At 68.4% G+C, this 17,383-nt stretch carries 16 protein-coding genes; 12 read left to right on the top strand and 4 right to left on the bottom strand.

Translation table 11 applies throughout. From position 1 onward, the window contains the following. Positions 1-110: 110 nt before the first annotated feature. From K340_RS0124945 to K340_RS34815, 3 genes are read left to right on the top strand one after another with little or no spacing between them, the layout of a single operon-like run. Positions 111-1,742, top strand: a complete 1,632-nt coding sequence (locus K340_RS0124945; RefSeq protein ID WP_029138692.1) for an N-acyl-D-amino-acid deacylase family protein — start codon at positions 111-113, stop codon at positions 1,740-1,742. Positions 1,743-1,787: 45 nt separating this feature from the next. Further along, positions 1,788-2,624, top strand: coding sequence for an amidohydrolase family protein (locus tag K340_RS33215; protein WP_281170761.1), 837 nt, complete (start codon positions 1,788-1,790; stop codon positions 2,622-2,624). Next, positions 2,624-3,733 (top strand): alanine racemase, encoded by a 1,110-nt coding sequence (locus K340_RS34815; RefSeq protein WP_051267602.1) that lies wholly within the window; start codon positions 2,624-2,626, stop codon positions 3,731-3,733. Before K340_RS33215 ends, K340_RS34815 begins: the two co-directional genes overlap by 1 nt. Positions 3,734-3,753: 20 nt before the next feature. Here K340_RS34815 and K340_RS0124930 read toward each other — a convergent pair whose 3' ends face one another. Beyond that, positions 3,754-4,719, bottom strand: a complete 966-nt coding sequence (locus K340_RS0124930) for a cation diffusion facilitator family transporter (RefSeq protein ID WP_029138691.1) — start codon at positions 4,717-4,719, stop codon at positions 3,754-3,756. Between the two features lie 104 nt (positions 4,720-4,823). Between K340_RS0124930 and K340_RS0124925 the strand changes: the two genes are divergently transcribed. The 9 genes from K340_RS0124925 (at position 4,824) to K340_RS0124885 (ending at position 13,780) form a co-directional block, all read left to right on the top strand. Further along, the gene (locus K340_RS0124925; protein WP_029138690.1) at positions 4,824-5,432 is read left to right on the top strand and encodes a ClpP family protease; all 609 of its coding nucleotides are present in this window, start codon (positions 4,824-4,826) and stop codon (positions 5,430-5,432) included. 2 nt (positions 5,433-5,434) lie between these two features. Further along, a complete protein-coding gene (locus tag K340_RS0124920) occupies positions 5,435-6,046 on the top strand; it encodes a ClpP family protease (RefSeq protein ID WP_029138689.1) in 612 nt (203 codons plus the stop codon). A gap of 232 nt (positions 6,047-6,278) precedes the next feature. Continuing rightward, complete coding sequence (locus K340_RS33205) at positions 6,279-8,027, top strand: peptide ABC transporter substrate-binding protein (protein ID WP_051267600.1); 1,749 nt, start codon at positions 6,279-6,281, stop codon at positions 8,025-8,027. Positions 8,028-8,077: 50 nt separating this feature from the next. Continuing rightward, the gene (locus tag K340_RS0124910) at positions 8,078-9,082 is read left to right on the top strand and encodes an ABC transporter permease (RefSeq protein WP_029138688.1); all 1,005 of its coding nucleotides are present in this window, start codon (positions 8,078-8,080) and stop codon (positions 9,080-9,082) included. 66 nt (positions 9,083-9,148) lie between these two features. Next, positions 9,149-10,087, top strand: coding sequence for an ABC transporter permease (locus K340_RS0124905; RefSeq protein ID WP_029138687.1), 939 nt, complete (start codon positions 9,149-9,151; stop codon positions 10,085-10,087). Between the two features lie 5 nt (positions 10,088-10,092). Continuing rightward, entirely contained in the window at positions 10,093-11,106 is a 1,014-nt protein-coding gene (locus tag K340_RS0124900; RefSeq protein WP_245599715.1) for an ABC transporter ATP-binding protein, read from the top strand. Beyond that, positions 11,099-12,169, top strand: a complete 1,071-nt coding sequence (locus tag K340_RS0124895) for an ABC transporter ATP-binding protein (RefSeq protein WP_029138685.1) — start codon at positions 11,099-11,101, stop codon at positions 12,167-12,169. The genes K340_RS0124900 and K340_RS0124895 overlap by 8 nt, the downstream gene beginning before the upstream one ends. Beyond that, entirely contained in the window at positions 12,162-12,980 is an 819-nt protein-coding gene (locus tag K340_RS33200) for a type 1 glutamine amidotransferase (protein WP_084614951.1), read from the top strand. The genes K340_RS0124895 and K340_RS33200 overlap by 8 nt, the downstream gene beginning before the upstream one ends. Next, entirely contained in the window at positions 12,980-13,780 is an 801-nt protein-coding gene (locus K340_RS0124885) for a serine hydrolase (RefSeq protein ID WP_037366632.1), read from the top strand. The genes K340_RS33200 and K340_RS0124885 overlap by 1 nt, the downstream gene beginning before the upstream one ends. Here K340_RS0124885 and K340_RS33195 read toward each other — a convergent pair. From K340_RS33195 to K340_RS36340, 3 genes are all read right to left on the bottom strand, one after another. Continuing rightward, positions 13,774-14,178 carry a helix-turn-helix domain-containing protein gene (locus tag K340_RS33195; RefSeq protein WP_051267596.1) on the bottom strand — a complete coding sequence of 135 codons (405 nt, stop codon included), beginning with the start codon at positions 14,176-14,178 and terminating at the stop codon, positions 13,774-13,776. The two genes, K340_RS0124885 and K340_RS33195, sit on opposite strands and share 7 nt — an antisense overlap. An 80-nt stretch (positions 14,179-14,258) precedes the next feature. Then, a complete protein-coding gene (gene katG / locus K340_RS0124875) occupies positions 14,259-16,505 on the bottom strand; it encodes a catalase/peroxidase HPI (protein ID WP_029138683.1) in 2,247 nt (748 codons plus the stop codon). A 44-nt stretch (positions 16,506-16,549) separates the two neighbouring features. Beyond that, complete coding sequence (locus tag K340_RS36340; RefSeq protein WP_051267594.1) at positions 16,550-17,224, bottom strand: SRPBCC family protein; 675 nt, start codon at positions 17,222-17,224, stop codon at positions 16,550-16,552. Positions 17,225-17,383 lie beyond the last annotated feature (159 nt).

The following is a 17,383-nucleotide window of genomic DNA, read 5'->3' as shown; positions in this document are numbered from 1 at the left end:
CGAAACCGCGTTTCACTCGCGGTGAAATCAGCTTAGAGCCCATTCCTACAACGGTCCAGGTCGGGCCCGTCACCTTGACGTGAAAGGCCGTTTCGTGTTCAGTTCGAACGATGGATCTGCTGCTCGTCGGCGGCCTCGTCTACGACGGAGCTGGAAACCCTCCTGTCGTCCGGGACGTCGGCATCGCCGACGGCCTGTTGGTCGTCGACCCCGCCGACATCGTGGCGGCCATCGACGCCGCCGGCTCGCCGCCGGTGGTTCGCGATGTCGCCGGGCTGGTTGTCTGTCCGGGATTCGTTGACATCCACACCCATTCCGATCTCACTCTTCTGTCAAACCCGTTGGGCGGCAGCAAGATCCACCAGGGCGTCACCACCGAGGTAGTGGGCAACTGCGGCCTGGGACTGACCCCGTTGCCGGACCCGGCGCGGGCCGCGGAACCCGGGGGCGCGGCGGCGGATCTGGCCGGCATCAGGGACGCCGTCGGTTACCTGGATCTCGACCCGCAGGTGTCGGTCGGCTGGCGCGACATGCAGGGTTACCTGGCCACCGTGGCCGCGGCCGGCCCCGCGCAGAACGTCGCCGCCCTCGTCCCGCACCTGTCATTGCACGCCGGGGTGGTCGGATTGGACGACCGTCCGGTCACCGAAGCGCTACTGGCCGACATGGTGGACCTGCTGGACACCGAACTGGCCGCCGGCGCTGTCGGTCTCTCCACCGGGTTGGTCTATGCCCCCCTGTGTTACGTGGAGGAATCCGAGTTGATGGCTCTCGGCGAGGTGGTGGCCCGGCACGGCAAGCTCTTCGCCTGGCACATCCGGGACTACGCCGACGACCTGATGCCCTCTGTGCGGCAGGCGATCCGGGTGGCGACCAGCACCGGCTGCCGGCTGCAGATCTCGCACCTGACCGCCGTCGGCCGGCGTAACTGGGGCGCGGTGAACGATGCACTGGCCGCCGTCGACGCCGCCCGGGCGGCCGGTATCGATGTCGGGGTCGACATCTATCCGTACCTGGCCGGCAACTGCCCGCTGAGCCAGCTGCTGCCGGATTGGGCCCAGGAGGGCGGCGGCGAGGTGTTCGCCCCCCGGCTGCGGGACCCCGAGGTCCGTGCGCGGGTGATCGCCCATTGGGCCGAGACCGCATCGGACTGGAACGACATCGTGGTGAACGCGGTCAACGGTCGGCGCGCCGACGACCCGGCGAACGCCGCGTTCCTCGGAGAGACGGTCGCCGCCCTCGCGAGCGCCGCGGGAACGACCGGCGACGAGGTGGCCCTCGATCTACTGGCCGAGTACGGCGCCTCGGTGATGATCGTTGCCTACGGGCGCAGCGAGGCCGACCTGCGCGCCGTTCTCGCACATCCGGCCACCGTCGTCGCCTCCGACGGCCAGGCACTCGACCCGGCCGGCCCCACCGGCGCCGCCGGGCAGCCGCACCCCCGCTCCTACGGCTGCTTCCCGCGTTACCTGTCGCGGTACGCCGACGATCTGGCGGACGGGATCAGGCGCTGTACGTCTGCCCCTGCGGCCAGGGTCGGGCTCGCCGACCGGGGCTTGCTCGCCGACGGCCACCCGGCCGACCTGGTGGTGTTCGACCCGAGCACACTGGCGGACACCGCCACCTTCGACGACCCGCAGCAGTTCGCTGCGGGAATCACCATGGTCGTGGTGAACGGGCAGGTCGTGCTGGACGACGGTGCCGACACCGGCGCCCGGCCCGGCCAAGTGCTGACCACCTGACCGACCTGACCAACAGAGCACCAGACGAGGCGAAAGGCACCGAAGTTGATTCTCGACGTCCATACCCACGCGATGACCCCCGAACAATGGGGTCCGGAGTGGGAGAAGAACTGGGAACCGGTGTACCGGGAGCCGGCGCACTCCACCTCGGTCGAGGAGTACGACGCCGCGATGGCGGGGGTCGGCACGACCTTCGTCTTCGGCCTGCGGGCGACCAGGGCCGGCGTGGCCACCCCGCACGACTGGATCGCCGACTTCGTCAAGCGATCGACCACCAACTGCATCGGCTTCATGGCGCTGGATCCCACCGATGACGACGTTCTCGAGCAGCTGCGGTACGGCGTGCAGCTGGGGCTGCGCGGGATCAAGCTGTACCCGGTACTGGCCCACTTCGATCCGCGGGACGAGCGGTTCGATCCGTTCTACCGCGCGGCCGACGACGCCGGGCTGATCGTGTTGTGGCACATGGGCGCGACGCCGTCGCCGGAGGGCCGGCTGGACGTCAGCCAGCCGCTGGTCGTCGACGAGGTGGCCCGCCGGCACCCGGGGCTGACGCAGATCATCGCCCACATGGGCCACCCGTGGCAGCGGGACACCATGGTGGTGCTCCGGAAGAACCGCCGGGTGTTCTCCGATGTCTCTGCGTCCTGGTTCCGACCGGCCGACGGGCACCGCGCGCTGATCCGGGCGCAGGAATGGGGAGTGGTGGACAAGCTGGTGTTCGGTTCAGATTTCCCGCTCTGGACCCCCACCGACGCGATCGCCGGACTGACGGCCCTGGGTGAGATCGAGGTACCGGAAGGCGCCCCGACACTGGCCAAGGAGACCTTGGACTGGATTCTGACCGGCGACCAGCGGCCGGCACTCGGGATCGAACTCTGATGGCCGCGCTCGCCCAGACCGATTGGTCCACCGTCCAGACCCCGGTGTTCACCGTCGATGTTGCTCGGATGGATGCGAATATCGCCGCCACCGCAGCGATTTTCGCCGAAGCGGGAGTCTCGCTCCGGCCACACTTCAAGACCTCCAAGTGCGTCCAGGTCGCGCAGCGACAGCGGGCGGCCGGCGCCATCGGCTTCACCTGCTCGACGCCGGCCGAGGTTCGCGAACTGACGGCCGCCGGGTTCACCGGCCTGCTCTGGGCCCATCAGCCCGTCGGGCCGGGCAAGGTGGAGTTCGTCGTTGAGATGGCCGCCGGGCTGACGATCATCGTCGACTCGTTCGCGGTGGCCGAGCCGATCTCGCAGGCGGCAACCGCGGCCGGCGTCACCGTCGGCTATCTGTTGGACATCGACACCGGCCAGGGTCGCACCGGGGTGCTGCCGGCGAATGCGCTCGCCGTCCAGAATCAACTGAAGACGTTGCCCGGCATCGAGTTGCGCGGGGTCATCACCCACGAGGGCCAGCTCGCCGGCTATCTCGGCGATCGGTCGGCGTTGGACATTGCCGGCACCGACGTCGGGGCCCGGCTGGCGGCCGTCGCGGCGGAACTCGGTGCGGCCGGCCACGAATGCGCCATCGTCTCGGTCGGCTCGACCCCTGGGATGCGGTCGGCTCCGTTCGCCGAGGGCGTCACCGAAGGCCGGCCAGGTACCTACGTCTACTTCGACGGCAACCAGACCGCGCTCGGCAGTTGCGAAATCGGGCAGTGCGCCTCGTCGGTGGTGACCCGTGTGGTGTCGGTGAACCGGGACGGCTCGGCGATCATCGACGCCGGGTCGAAGGCGATGAGTGCTGACTCGATCTCCAAGATGAAGGGCGCCGGAACTCTGGTGAACCTCGACGGCTCGCCGGTCTCCGACCTGCAGTTCATCGAGACCAACGAGGAGCACGGGTTTCTCGCCGGATCCGGTACCGATCGCTTGAAGGTCGGCGACCTGCTGAGGGTGATCCCGCACCACGCCTGCGGCACCACGAACATGTGGAGCAAGCTGTTGGCCGTGCACCCGGACGGTCACACCGAGGAGTGGCCGATCGTCGGACGGCACTGAAGCGGCCGCCGACAGTCAGCTCACGGCCGCAGGCTCTCCTCGTCCGGCGCCGACAGACTGAGCACCGCGCCGACCACCGCCGGTGACTTGGCGATCTTGGCCTCCAGGGCCCGCAACATGATCGCCACGTTGTGCTCGTGCGCGTCGCCGGCCAGGTCGACGTCACCGACCACGTTGATCATCCGCGGGCCGACGATCTCCAGGCGCAGGTACGTCACCCGATCGACCTCCGGTTGCTCCAGCAGCGATGTCAGCACCGCCGTCCTGGTCCGTTCGTCGGCCATCTCGCCGACCAGGAACCGTCGGTTCCGGTTGATCAGCACCAGTGCGACCACTCCGAGCAGCAGCCCGACCAGGATCGATCCGAGGGCGTCCGGCACCGACGAGCCGGTGAGTTCGTGCGCCAGCAGCGCCAGGCCGGCGATCAGCAGGCCGATCAGCGCCGCGGTGTCCTCGAACACCACCGCCCGCAGCGTCGGGTCGGACGTCCGCATCACGTGCTCGATCACGTCCCGGTGCAGCTCGCCGGCTTCCCGTCGGGCCTGCCGCAGGCTCTGCAGCAGCGACAGTCCCTCGAAGACGAACGCGATGGCCAGCACGATGTATCCGATGACGAAGTTGCTGGCCGGTTCCGGGTCCAGCAGCTCGGTGACGCCGTGGGTGATGGACACCGCTGCCCCGGCGACGAACAGCCCGAGCGCCGCGAACAGCGACCAGACGTAGGTCTCCCGGCCGTGCCCGAGCGGATGGGTCTCGTCCGGCTCCTGCTTCGACCGGCGGTCGGCGATCAGCAGGAACACCTCGTTGCCGGCGTCCGCCCACGAGTGCGCGGCCTCGGCGACCAGCGAGGCGGACGAGGTGAGCATCGCGGCGATCGACTTGGCGATCGCGATGATCAGGTTCGCGGCGAACGCGACCAGCACGGTGAAGGTGCTGCCGCTGGACTCCTGCTGCGGATCCTCGGGTTTCGCTTCGGTGGCGATCACTTCGCCATCCTCGCACCGGAGGTCTCGTGCTCGCTGCTCTCAGCAGATCCGCTGTCAGTTGATCCGCTGGCCCCTGGCCGGCCGGGCCGGGCATCGTCGAGGCCATGACGACAACCGAGACACCGACGGACCGGCTCGGTGATCAGCTGATCACCCGGCTGCAGAACCAGCGCATCATCCAACTCGGCGAGGAGGTGAACGACCCGATCGCCAACCGGCTCTGCGCCCAGTTGCTGTTGCTCGCCGAGGAGGATCCGCGACGGGACATCCTGTTCCTGATCAACTCGCCGGGCGGCTCGGTGTCGGCCGGGCTGGCCATCTACGACACCATGTGCGCCATCAAGCCGGACGTGGTGACGGTGGCGATGGGCCTGGCCGCCAGCATGGGCCAGGTGCTGCTGTCCGCCGGCACTCCCGGCAAGCGATTCTCGCTGCCGCACAGCATGATTCTGATGCACGAGGGATCGGCGGGCGTCCAGGGCACCGCCGTCGACGTGGAGATCCAGGCGGCGGCGCTGGAGCACACCAAGAACGTGATGAACGGGCTCAACAGCCGATTCACCGGTCAGAGCGTCGAGCAGATCGCGATCGACAGCGACCGCGACCACTGGTTCACCGCCGATGAGGCCCGCGACTACGGGTTCGTCGATCGGGTCGTCTCCAGCCTCGACGACATCCGGCCGGCCGGCCGCAATTCCGGAATGGGGTACTGATCATGGGGCATTACTCGATCCCGAACGTGGTGGAACGCACGCCCTCCGGCGAGCGGTTCACCGATGTGTTCTCCCGCTTGCTGTCCGGCCGGATCATCTATCTGGGCACCGAGATCGACGACGACGTGGCGAATGTCGTGGTCGCCCAGCTGCTCTATCTGGACGGCGAGACGGTCGACCAGGAGATCGGCCTGTACATCAACTCGCCCGGCGGATCGATGTCCGCGACCATGGCCATCTACGACACCATGCAGTTCGTCCAGTCGCCGATCGCGACCACCTGTGTCGGCCAGGCGGCCTCGGGTGCCGCGGTGATCCTGGCGGCCGGCACGGCCGGCAGGCGCGCCCTGCTGCCGCACGCCAGGGCACTGCTGCACCAGCCGTCCATCCCCGGTCATCGCGGCACCATCACCGACCTGACGCTGCAGACGAAGGAGGTGCTGCGGGTCCGGGAGCAGATGAACGAGGTGCTCAGTGTGCACACCGGGCAGCCGGTGGAGAAGCTGCTGGCCGACACCGACCGGGACAAGATCTTCACCGCGGCGCAGGCGGTCGACTACGGCCTTGCGGACCGGATCATCGATCCACGGAAGTCGGCCGAACACGCTGCGTAATCGCAGTCTCCCGTCAGCCCCGTTCTACCTGCAGTTTCCCGTCGGCGACAGCGGTCACCCACCGCAGCCGGTCGGCGTCGGCGCAGGTTTCCGTCGCGTAATTTTGTTCCGAATCTGGTTACGAACTCGTGACGGTACTTACATCCGACCCCTTCGATGGGGCAGGATCCTGCGAAGGCCCCGCCGGTTCCGGCGGTTCCGGCGCCAGGCGCCCACCAACTGGAGGTAGAACGTGAAACTCGGACGACTCGTCGCGGCCGTTGCCGCGGCTTCCGTCGTGCTGACCGCCTGTTCGTCCACTGCGGACCAGGGCAGCACCGGCGGTTCCACGCCGGAGGGAGGTGCCGGCAGCGCCACCTCGGACGCTGGAGGCCCGACGACCTCGGCCGGTGAGACCGCGACCGGCGGCACGGAAGGTGGCACCGCCGCGCCGGCCAGCGACGCAATCCTGAAAGAGGTGCTGAGCCAGGACACCCCCACCCTGCTCCCGATGGACTCGAACGCCGCCGACAACATCAGCGTGCTGGATGTGGTCTATGACGGCCTGGTGCGCTACGACCCCAAGACCACCAAGCCGTACAACTACGTGGCCGAGGACATCACCAATAAGGACAACACCGTCTGGACCATCAAGATCAAGGACGGGCTGAAGTTCCAGAACGGCGAGGCGGTGGACGCCGCGGCGTTCGCCCGCGCCTGGAACTACGCCGCGTACGGCCCGAATGCGATGCAGAACAACTACTTCTTCGAGCGCATCGCCGGCTACGACGACATGCAGGGCGAGTGGGACGAAGAGGACGGCAAGGTCACCGTCAGCAAGGAACCGACGGCCAAGGAGCTGTCGGGCCTCAAGATCGTCGACCCGCTGACCCTGCAGGTCACGCTCACTGCACCGTTCTCCGGCTTCGCCACCATGCTCGGTTATACCGGCTTCTTCCCGATCGCCAAGGCCTGCTTGGACGACATTCCGGCCTGTGCGGTCAAGCCGATCGGCAACGGCCCGTTCAAGATCGACGAGTGGGACCAGGGGCAGAAGCTGGTCGCCAGCAAGTGGGACGGCTACACGCTCAACGAGACCCCGAACTACGCGGGCATCGAATGGACCGAGTACAAGGGCAAGTCGTCGTGGCCGGACTTCCAGGCCGGCGACATCGACGTGTCCTCGCCGCCGCCGGCCCAGTGGGCCTCGGCCAACGCCGATCCGGACCTGTCGTCTCGCAAGGTGACCGGCCCCGGTGCCGCTCTCACCTACATCGGTTTCCCGCTGTACCTGGGCGCGCCGTTCAACAACCTTGAATTCCGTAAAGCGATCTCGATGGCCATCGACCGTAAGACCATCATCGACAAGATCCTGCCGGGCCAGGCCGTTGCGGCCGACAGCTGGGTCGTCCCCGACGGCGTGCCCGGCGGCGTTGCCGGCACCTGTGAGTGGTGCAAGTTCGACCCGGCGGCCGCCAAGGCCGCGCTGGCCAAGGCCGGCGGCTGGCCGGCCGGCAAGAAGCTGACCATCCACCTCGGCATGGACGAGACGACGGTGCAGTACTTCAAGGCGATCGGCGACTCGATCCAGCTGAACCTGGGCATCCCGTACCAGCTGGATCCGTCCCCGGACTTCTTCAAGCGCCGGGCCGCGCGTGAATTCACCGGCATCATGCGGTCGAACTGGTTCCCGGACTACCCGCTGAACGAGAACTACCTGTCCGGGCCCTACGGAAGCAACGACCCGAAGGTTGGCAACACCAGCCTCGGCTACTACAACCAGAAATTCACCGACGCGATCAAGGCGGGCGACGCTGCCCCGACGTTGGACGAAGCGGTCAAGAAGTACCAGGACGCCGAGAAGATCCTGGCTGCCGACTTCCCGTCCGCCCCGATCAGCTTCTCGCAGAACGTCGCGTTCTACAGCGAGCGGCTCAGCAACGTGGTGCTCGACCCGTTCAGTGGTGCGGTCAAGCTGCGCCTGCTGACGATCAACGAGTGACCAGGCGCCCGGCACCGGTCCACCCGTCAGCCCCGATCAGGGGCTGACGGGTGGGTCGATACGTCCTGCGGCGGGTGCTGCAGGGGATTCTGACGTTGTTCCTGGTGATCTTCCTGCTGCACCTGCTCACCACCTTCGCCATTCAGCTCAACGGCAATCCGGCGCTGGCGTTCTTCGGCGACCGGGTTCCCACCCAGGCTCAGCTGTCCGCCGTTTCGGCCCGGTTCGGCCTTGACGACCCGTGCTACAACCAGCTGGGCAATCCGTGTTTCGGGCCGTTCGTCAACCGGCTCAAGGACTACCTGAGCGGCGACTTCGGCACCAACCTGCGCGGCCGCGAGATCACCTCTATCGTCGCAACAGCGGCACCGAACAGCTTCCGGCTGTTCCTGGTGGTGACCGCGACCTGGCTGGTCGTCGGGATGTTCCTCGGGTCGACCGCGGCGCGCCGCCGGGGCAAGGTCGTCGATCACGGCATCCGCGGTTTCTCGGTGATGATCGACGCGCTGCCGGTATTCGTCATGCTGCTGGTCTACCGCTACGTGATCACCGTTCCGGTGTACACCTGGGCCAAGAAGCAGTTCGGGTCGGACAGCTTCATCGCGTTGCTGTTCAAGCCGTCGTTCGACTCCGACCACCCGATGATCACCGTGATCATTCCCGGCATCCTGCTCGGCCTGGCCGGGTCGGCCGCGTTCATCCGGCTGGTCCGGGCCGCCCAGCTGGAGAACTACAACTCCGACCATGTCCGGGCCGCCCGGTCCAAGGGTCTGTCCGAGCGGCACGTCCGGGTGTTCCACATCGTGCGGAACTCGTCCATCCCGGTCGCCACTGCGGTCGGCATCGTCTTCACCGAGGCGTTGGCCGGCGCGGTGATCACCGAGGGCGTGATGAACATCTACGGCATGGGTGGCCTGCTGTGGAACGCGGTGCGGGACAGCGACGTGTCGCTGATCATCGGCATCGTGACGCTCTTGGCCATCGTCACCATCGTGGTGATGATCCTGGTCGACCTGCTCTACGCCGCCCTCGACCCGAGGATTCGTTATGAGTGAGCGCATGCGAGCGAATCATGTTGCCGGCTGGGTCACCTTCGCGAGGGACGAGCGGAAGGGGGCCCTATGAGTGACCAGACCGTTCAGGTGTTGATCACCGAGGAGCAGAATCCCGAGGAGGGCCGCGGCGGCGGTTCGATCTGGGGGGACGCCTTCCGCACCCTGCGGCGTCGTCCCGAGGTGATCATCGCGGCGCTGGTCGCGCTGTTCTTCCTGGTGGTGGCGCTGTTCCCGAAGCTGTTCACCTCGCAGGACCCACAGCACTGCGACATCGCCGACTCCGGCATCCCGCCGCAGGGATTCGGCGGCGCGCACCCGTTCGGCACCGACATCACCGGCTGCGACATGCTGGCCGGCGTTGTCTACGGGGCCCGGCCGTCGCTGCTACTGGCCTTCATCGTGGTCGGCCTGTCGGTGCTGATCGGGGTGACCCTCGGCACCTTGGCCGGCTTCTACCTGGGCTGGGTGGACACCATCATCTCCCGGGCGGTCGAGGTGTTCCTGGTGATCCCGCTGCTGCTGGCGGCGCTGCTGCTGCTGTCGTTGTTCCACGGCGCGGAGACCAGTGGGGTGCTCGGCAGCATCCTGCAGCCGGCGCTGGTGCTGACCTTGTTCGGCTGGATGGGCTACACCCGGTACGTCCGGGCGAACGTGTTGGAGACCAAGAACCTCGACTATGTGGTGGCCGCCAGGGTGCTCGGCGCCTCCGACCTGCGGATCATGGTCCGGCACGTGCTGCCGAACGCCATCGGTACCGTCACCGCGCTGGTCCCGACCGCGATCGCCGGGGTGATCGGCACCGAGGCGGTGCTGGCGTTCCTCGGTATCGGGGTGCGTCCGCCGGCCGTCAGCTGGGGGATCCTGATCAGCAACGGCTCCGAGCGTTTCGCCGCCGGTTCCCAATACCTGCTGCTGTTCCCGCTCGGGTGTCTCGTGTTGACCGTGCTGGCGTTCGTCATCCTCGGTGACGCACTGCGCGACGCCCTCGACCCGAAGCTCAAGTGATCGCAGTGACCTCTCCCTCGCCAGCTGCTGCGGCAGCACCCCTGCTCACGGTGACCGACCTGGTGGTCGAGTTCAGCACCGCCGACGGGGTGGTGCGTGCCGTCGACGGGCTGACCTACTCCGTCGACGCCGGACGCACGTTGGCCATCGTCGGCGAGTCCGGCAGTGGCAAGAGTGTCAGCTCGCTGGCCGTGATGGGGCTGCTGCAGTCGCCGCCGGCCCGCATCGCCGGCGGCAGCATCCGGTTCAACGGCACCGAGCTGCTGACCATGAGTCGCAAGCAGCACCGCGCCTACTGCGGCGAGCACATCGGGATGGTGTTCCAGGACGCACTGGCCGCGCTGAACCCGGTGTACACCGTCGGCTGGCAGCTCACCGAGGCGCTGCGCGCGCGGCACGGCTTCTCCCGGCGGCAGGCCAGGACGCGGGCGATCGAGCTGCTGGACATGGTCAAGGTGCCGGCCGCCAGGCAGCGGGTGAGCGAGTACCCGCACCAGTTCTCCGGCGGCATGCGGCAGCGGGTGATGATCGCGATGGCGCTGGCGATGGACCCGGAGGTGCTGATCGCCGACGAACCGACGACTGCGCTCGACGTCACCGTGCAGGCCCAGATCATGACCCTGCTGGCCGAGATCCAGGCGGAACGCCAGATGGGGCTGATCCTGATCACCCACGATCTCGGGGTGGTGGCCACGGTCGCCGACCAGGTGACGGTGATGTACGCCGGCCGGGCGGTCGAGCAGGCGCCGGTGCTGGAGGCCTACGGATCGCCGGCCCACCCGTACACCAAGGCGCTGTTGCAGTCGATCCCGCGGCTGGACCGCAAGGGCGGCGAGCTCGAGGTGATCCCCGGGCGGCCGCCGGACCTGCTGGCGGTGCCGGCCGGCTGCCCCTTCCATCCGCGTTGCGAGCGCGCCGAAGACGTCTGCCGGACCGGCGCGCCACCGCCGGTGGTCGAACTGCCCGGCGGCCGGTCGGCGGCCTGTCACTTCGCACAGGAGGTGATGACCGATGCCTGATGGTTCCGAGGGTGACGTGTTGCTCCAGGTCGACGATCTGGTCAAGTACTACCCGGTGCGCCGCGGTGTGGTGTTCAAACGCACCGTCGGCCAGGTCCGGGCGGTGGACGGGGTGTCGCTGACGCTGCGCCGCGGGCAGACCCTCGGTCTGGTCGGTGAATCGGGCTCCGGCAAGTCGACGCTGGCCAAGCTGCTGGTCGGCGTCGAGGCACCGACCAGCGGCCGGATCCTGGTGGAGGGCGTCGACGTCTCCGGGATGAAACGTGCCGAACGGCGTCGGCTGCGTCGTACCATCCAGTTGATCTTCCAGGACCCGTACACCTCGCTGAACCCGCGGATGTCGGTCGGCGAGATCGTCGGCGAGGCCTTCGCCATCCACCCGGATGCTGCCCCGAAGGGCGCCCGGACGAAGGCGGTCCGGGAACTGCTCGACCTGGTCGGCCTGAACCCCGATCACCTGAACCGCTACCCGCACCAGTTCTCCGGCGGGCAGCGGCAACGGATCGGCATCGCCAGGGCCCTCGCGGTCAAACCGAGGATCCTGATCTGCGACGAGCCGGTGTCGGCGCTGGACGTGTCGATCCAGGGTCAGGTGATCAACCTGCTGGAGAAACTGCAGGACGAGCTGGGCCTTGCCTACCTGTTCATCGCGCACGACTTGTCGGTGGTGCGGCACATCGCGGATCAGGTCGCAGTGATGTATCTGGGTCGGACGGCGGAAACCGGCACCGATGTCCAGGTCTTCGAGCAGACCCGTCATCCGTACTCGCGCGCGCTGATGTCGGCGGTGCCACTGCCCGATCCGACGCTGCGCGACACCCGCCGGCCCATTGTGCTGGAGGGCGAGGTGCCATCGCCCGCGGCGCCGCCGTCCGGCTGCCGTTTCCACACCCGGTGCTGGCTGGCGCCGATCGTGGCCGGGCGCGAAGGCGGTGATGGCACCGGCGTCCCGTCGGTGTGCAGCACCGTCCAGCCGGAACTGGAACAGCAGGAGGCATCTGGACACCTGGCGGCCTGCCACTTCGCCGCCGACGTCACCAGTGAGGCGGTAGGGCATGACTGAATTTCCTCGGACGGAACCCGCGTCGCGGGTGCTCGTCATCCGCAACGCCGACAGCAGCGGACCCGGGCGGCTGGAGCAGTGGCTGACCGACGCCGGGATCGACGTGACGGTACTGCCGGGCGAGCGGTTGTTGGACGTGCCGGCCGGAGAAATCGGATCTCTGCTGGCCGACGTGAGCGCCCTGGTGATGTTGGGTGGCGGCTTCATGCCGAACGCCGACGACCGCGCGCCGTGGCTGCCGGTGGAGCGGTTGCTGGCCGAACATGCTGTGGCCCAACGTGTCCCGACGCTCGGGATCTGCCTGGGTGGCCAGTTGCTGGCGCTCGTCTCCGGGGGCGAGGTGACCGCCGACTCCGGTGAGATCGAACGCGGCTCGTGCCCGGTCGACCTGTTGCCTGCCGCCGCCGATGATCCGCTGTTCGGTCCGCTCGCGCCGCACCACACGCTGCGGATGATCCAGAACCATCGGGACAGCATCACCGGGTTGCCGCCGGCGGCCACCCTGCTGGCCAGCAGCGACGAGTGCCGCGTGCAGGCGTTCCGGATCGGCGACTGTGCCTGGGGTCTGCAGTTCCATCCGGAGGCGCAGGCCGAGCGGATGACCAGCTGGAGCGCCGAATCGCTGGCCGCGGACGGCTACGACCCGGCCGAGGTGCTCGCCGGCGGTCGGGCCGACGCCGCCGTCAACGAGCAGCAGGCGCGAATCTTGATCACCGCTTTCGCCGACGTGCTGCGCAGTGCCGATGTGCTGCGCAGTGCCGATGTGCTGCGCAGTGCCGATGTGCTGCGCAGTGCCGGAAAGGAATCCTGATGTCGATTCGATCCACCTACAGTGACGGCGCCCCGGTGGTCGCCTTCCGGGTCGCCCGGGCGTCCGGCGAGGTGCTGGCCGAGCGGCTCGCGGACGACGTGTTCTACCCGGCGAGCACGGTGAAACTCGCGGTGCTCGCGGCGGTCGGCCGGCTGCTGGAGACCGGTGAGGTGAGCCTCGACCAGCCGTTGATCAGCCGGGACACCTTCGTCAGCGACATCGCCGGTACCCCGGACTACCGGCTGGTGCCGGACGACGTCGACCACGGGATGGCGCCGTCGGGTGCACCGATGCCGTTGGCCGAGGTGGTGGAGCGGATGGTCGTGGTGTCCTCGAACGAGGCGACCAACCTGCTGTACGAGCTGATCGGTTTCGACGCGGTGAACGCGGTGTTCGCCGACGCCGGTGCGACGGCCAGCAAGGTGAGCCGCAAGTTCGGTGACTTCGCCGCAGCGGCCGCGCACGGGCCGGGCGGCGGCAACCTCACCACCGCCGGCGACCTGGCGGCGCTGATGGGCGCGCTGGTGTCCGGCCGGCTCGCCGGACCGCAGTGGACCGGCTGGGCGATCGACATGCTGTCCCGCCAGGAGTACCCGGCGATCACCAAGGAGCTACCGGACGGCGTGCCGTGGGGCAGCAAATCCGGCTCGGTGGATGCGATCCGGCACGACGTGGCGTTCATCGGCGAGCCGGGCCCGGACGCCTTGATCGTCGCGGTGTGCACCCGGGGTTATCAGGAAGACGACTCCAGGGAAGCGGTGACGGCGATCGGCTCGTTGGCGTTCGCCCTGGCTCAGTAACCGGCCGCCATCAAGACCGGGCCGGTCGGCCGGATGGGCGGGCCGAAACCGCTGGCCGCGCCGAGGCGGATGAACTGCAGCCCACCGCCGAGCAGATCGCCGAGTGTCAGCCCGAGCGCGCCGCAGATCGAGGCGAGCATCTCCGACGACGGCTCCTTGCGGCCGCGTTCCACCTCGGACAGGTACTGCGGCGAGATACCGGCCCGCTCGGCGACCTGACCGAGCGTGCGGTGCTGGCGGTTCCGTTCGTCCCGCAACACCCTGCCGGCCAATTCGCGCCAGATCGGCTCCTGCTCGGCCGGTCGGGGCGGTCGCGTCGGTGGTGCTGCGGGCGCGGGACGACGGAACGGGACGACGGTCGGCCGGGCGGTGTCGGATCCGGGGTCGGTCGCGGACATGTCCGCAGCTTAGAACGGGATCGGCGGTCCGGCGGCGGTGTTCGCCGCCGGCGAACCGCCGCTCTCCTGCCGGACGTCGCTCAGCGCCGGGCGAGGTCGAACCGGTCCAGGTTCATCACCTTGTCCCAGGCCGCCACGAAGTCGCGCACGAACTTCTCGCCGGCGTCGTCAGCCCCGTAGACCTCGGCCACTGCCCGCAGTTCGGCGTTGGAGCCGAACACCAGGTCGTTGCGGCTGGCGGTCCACCGCTGTTCGCCGGTGGCCAGGTCGCGCCCGGAGAACACGTCCGGGTAGTCGAGTTTCGGATCCGCCGGGACCCACTCGGTGCCCATGTCCAGCAGGTTCACGAAGAAGTCGTTGGTCAGCGTGCCCGGCCGATCGGTGAACACCCCCATCTCCGAGTCCTGGTAGTTCGCACCCAGTACCCGCAGCCCGCCGACCAGGACGGTCAGCTGTGGCGCGGTCAACGTCAGCAGATTGGCGCGATCCAGCAGCAGGTACTCAGCGGGCAGGTTGTTGCCCTTACCCAGGTAGTTGCGGAACCCGTCGGCCTTCGGCTCCAGGAACTCGAAGGACTCCACATCGGTCGACTCCGCGGTGGCATCCACCCGGCCGGGGGTGAACGGGACGGACACCTGGTATCCCGCGGCGTGAGCCGCCTGCTCGACGCCGACGCAGCCGGCCAGCACGATCAGGTCGGCCAGCGACACCTGCTTGCCGCCGCTCTGCGCCTCGTTGAAGGATCTCTGGATCCCTTCAAGTGCCCGCAGCACCCCGGCCAGCTGCTCCGGCCGATTGACCTCCCACCCGACCTGCGGCTGCAGCCGGATCCGGGCGCCGTTGGCGCCACCGCGCTTGTCGGTGCCGCGGAACGTGGACGCCGATGCCCAGGCGGTGGAGACCAACTGCGCGACCGTCAGCCCGGACTCGCCGACGCGCTGCTTGAGCGCGGCGACGTCCTGCCCGTCGACGATGTCGTGATCGACGGCTGGCAACGGGTCCTGCCAGATCAGCGGCTCTGCGGGCACCTCGGGGCCGAGGTACCGGGCGATCGGTCCCATGTCGCGGTGGGTGAGTTTGAACCAGGCCCGCGCGTAGGCGTCGGCGAACTCGTCAGGGTGCTCGAGGAACCGCTGGGAGATCGGCCCGTAGATGGCGTCGAAGCGCAGTGACAGGTCGGTGGTCAGCATGGTCGGCGGCCGGTTCAGCGTGCCGTCCTGCGGATCGGGGAAGGTGTTCGCGCCGGCGCCGTCCTTGGCCACCCACTGATGGGCGCCGGCCGGGCTCTTCGTCAGCTCCCATTCGTAGCCGAACAGGATCTCGAAAAAGCTGTTGTCCCACCGGGTCGGGGTGGTCGTCCAGGTGACCTCGAGCCCGCTGCCGATGGTGTCGCGGCCCTTGCCGGTGCCGTAGGAGCCCTTCCAGCCGATGCCCAGCTGCTGCATCGGCGCCGCCTCCGGCTCCGGGCCGACGTACTTCTCCGGGTCCGCCGCGCCGTGGGTCTTGCCGAAGGTATGGCCGCCGGCGATCAGCGCCACCGTCTCCTCGTCGTTCATCGCCATCCGACCGAACGTCTCGCGGATGTCGAGCGCTGCGGCCAGCGGGTCCGGACGGCCGTCCGGACCCTCGGGGTTCACATAGATCAGCCCCATCTGGGTGGCGGCATACGGTTTGGCCAACTCCCGGTCACCGGAGTACCGCTCGTCGCCCAGCCACGTCCGTTCCGGGCCCCAGTAGACGTTCTCGTCGCTCTCCCAGGCATCGACCCGGCCACCACCGAAGCCGAAGGTCTCGAACCCCATGGATTCCATCGCGACGTTGCCGGCCAGCACCATCAGATCGCCCCAGGACAGGCTGCGTCCGTACTTCTTCTTGACCGGCCACAGCACCCGGCGCGCCCGGTCCAGCAGCACGTTGTCCGGCCAGCTGTTCAGCGGGGCGAAGCGCTGCTGCCCCGATCCGGCGCCCCCGCGGCCGTCCTCGACGCGGTAGGTGCCGGCCGAATGCCAGGCCATCCGGACCATCAGCGGGCCGTAGTGACCGAAGTCCGGTGGCCACCAGGCCTGCGGAGTGGTCAGTACCTCCTCGATGTCCCGCTTGAGCGCGGCGAAGTCGATGCCGGAGAACGCTTCCGGGTAACTGAACTCCGCCCCCAGCGGGTTCACCACCGGCGAGTTGACCGCCAGCATCTTGACGTTCAGTCGGTTGGGCCACCAGTCGTGGTTGCCGCCGCCCTCGCTGGGATAGGCGGCGCGCCCGGGCGCAACCGGGCACTTCGCGTCGGACTCGTTCACTTCGGCGATGGTGGTTTCGTGATCCTCGGGCATGTTCCGGTTCTCCTCATCGACCTCGCAGCCCCCGCGAGTGGGGCCTACTTCTTGATCAGTTTGCGCAGCAGGACGGCAGCGAGTGCGACCAACACTGCCGGCAGCACCTTCGTCAGCAGGGCGTCGGCGCGGTCGGACGGTCGGTGGTAGGCCGAATCCGTTGCTCCGCCGGGGATCCGCCGCACCGCGGTGGCCTCGGCGGCCAGCGCCCGCTCCCGCTCGGCCGCGATCTCGTCCGGGTTCTCCACATCGATCAGCTTCGCGCCGCCGGTGCCCCGGCCGACCAGCTTGTTCGACACACAATCGGCGAACTGGCTGACCAGCCGGTTCCCGACCTCGACCATCATCGGCCGGCCGAACTCGGCCGGCCGGCCGGTCAGCGACAGGGTGGTGACCAGGTCGACCTGGGTTCGGGTGGCGGACAACTCGCTGGCCGTCGCGGTGACGTACATGGCGGCCTTGGTGGCCGCGCTCTCGTCGCCGGTCGCCTCGATCGAGGCAGTGTGCGCCCGGTCGTCCCGCTCGACGACGCGGGCCTGGCCGGTGTACGTCAGCCGGACCGGGCCCATCTTGAGCTTCACCGATCCGGAGAACGAGTCGCCCTGCACCGAATCGAGGTTCGCGCCGGGGAAACACGGACCGACCTTCTCGATGTCCATCAGCGTCGCCCAGGCGGTGTCGATACCGACGGGAAGATCGAAACGGTGCTCCAGTTCCATGGTGTTGATCCTAGTGGGCAGGATCAGGCGGCGAGTCGGGTGAACATCGTCGCGACGACGTGGCCGATACCTCCGGATCGACATGCAGCACCGCCAGATGCCGGTCCTGCCCGGTCCGGTCTGCCGGCGCCGCGTCTGTCGGTGTTCGTCATCCCCGTA

The sequence above is a fragment of the Nakamurella lactea DSM 19367 genome (assembly GCF_000426645.1).
Classification (GTDB): domain Bacteria; phylum Actinomycetota; class Actinomycetes; order Mycobacteriales; family Nakamurellaceae; genus Nakamurella; species Nakamurella lactea.
This window is presented reverse-complemented; position numbering and strand designations above follow the sequence as displayed.

What these genes read in the sequence shown, in the direction of transcription:
- K340_RS0124945 (WP_029138692.1), top strand. Translation starts at nt 111, where the DNA reads ATGGATCTGCTGCTCGTCGGCGGCCTCGTCTACGACGGAGCTGGAAAC.
- K340_RS34815 (WP_051267602.1), top strand. Translation starts at nt 2,624, where the DNA reads ATGGCCGCGCTCGCCCAGACCGATTGGTCCACCGTCCAGACCCCGGTG.
- K340_RS0124925 (WP_029138690.1), top strand. Translation starts at nt 4,824, where the DNA reads ATGACGACAACCGAGACACCGACGGACCGGCTCGGTGATCAGCTGATC.
- K340_RS0124920 (WP_029138689.1), top strand. Translation starts at nt 5,435, where the DNA reads ATGGGGCATTACTCGATCCCGAACGTGGTGGAACGCACGCCCTCCGGC.
- K340_RS0124905 (WP_029138687.1), top strand. Translation starts at nt 9,149, where the DNA reads ATGAGTGACCAGACCGTTCAGGTGTTGATCACCGAGGAGCAGAATCCC.
- K340_RS0124895 (WP_029138685.1), top strand. Translation starts at nt 11,099, where the DNA reads ATGCCTGATGGTTCCGAGGGTGACGTGTTGCTCCAGGTCGACGATCTG.
- K340_RS33200 (WP_084614951.1), top strand. Translation starts at nt 12,162, where the DNA reads ATGACTGAATTTCCTCGGACGGAACCCGCGTCGCGGGTGCTCGTCATC.
- K340_RS0124885 (WP_037366632.1), top strand. Translation starts at nt 12,980, where the DNA reads ATGTCGATTCGATCCACCTACAGTGACGGCGCCCCGGTGGTCGCCTTC.
- K340_RS33195 (WP_051267596.1), bottom strand. Translation starts at nt 14,178, where the DNA reads ATGTCCGCGACCGACCCCGGATCCGACACCGCCCGGCCGACCGTCGTC.
- katG (WP_029138683.1), bottom strand. Translation starts at nt 16,505, where the DNA reads ATGCCCGAGGATCACGAAACCACCATCGCCGAAGTGAACGAGTCCGAC.
- K340_RS36340 (WP_051267594.1), bottom strand. Translation starts at nt 17,224, where the DNA reads ATGGAACTGGAGCACCGTTTCGATCTTCCCGTCGGTATCGACACCGCC.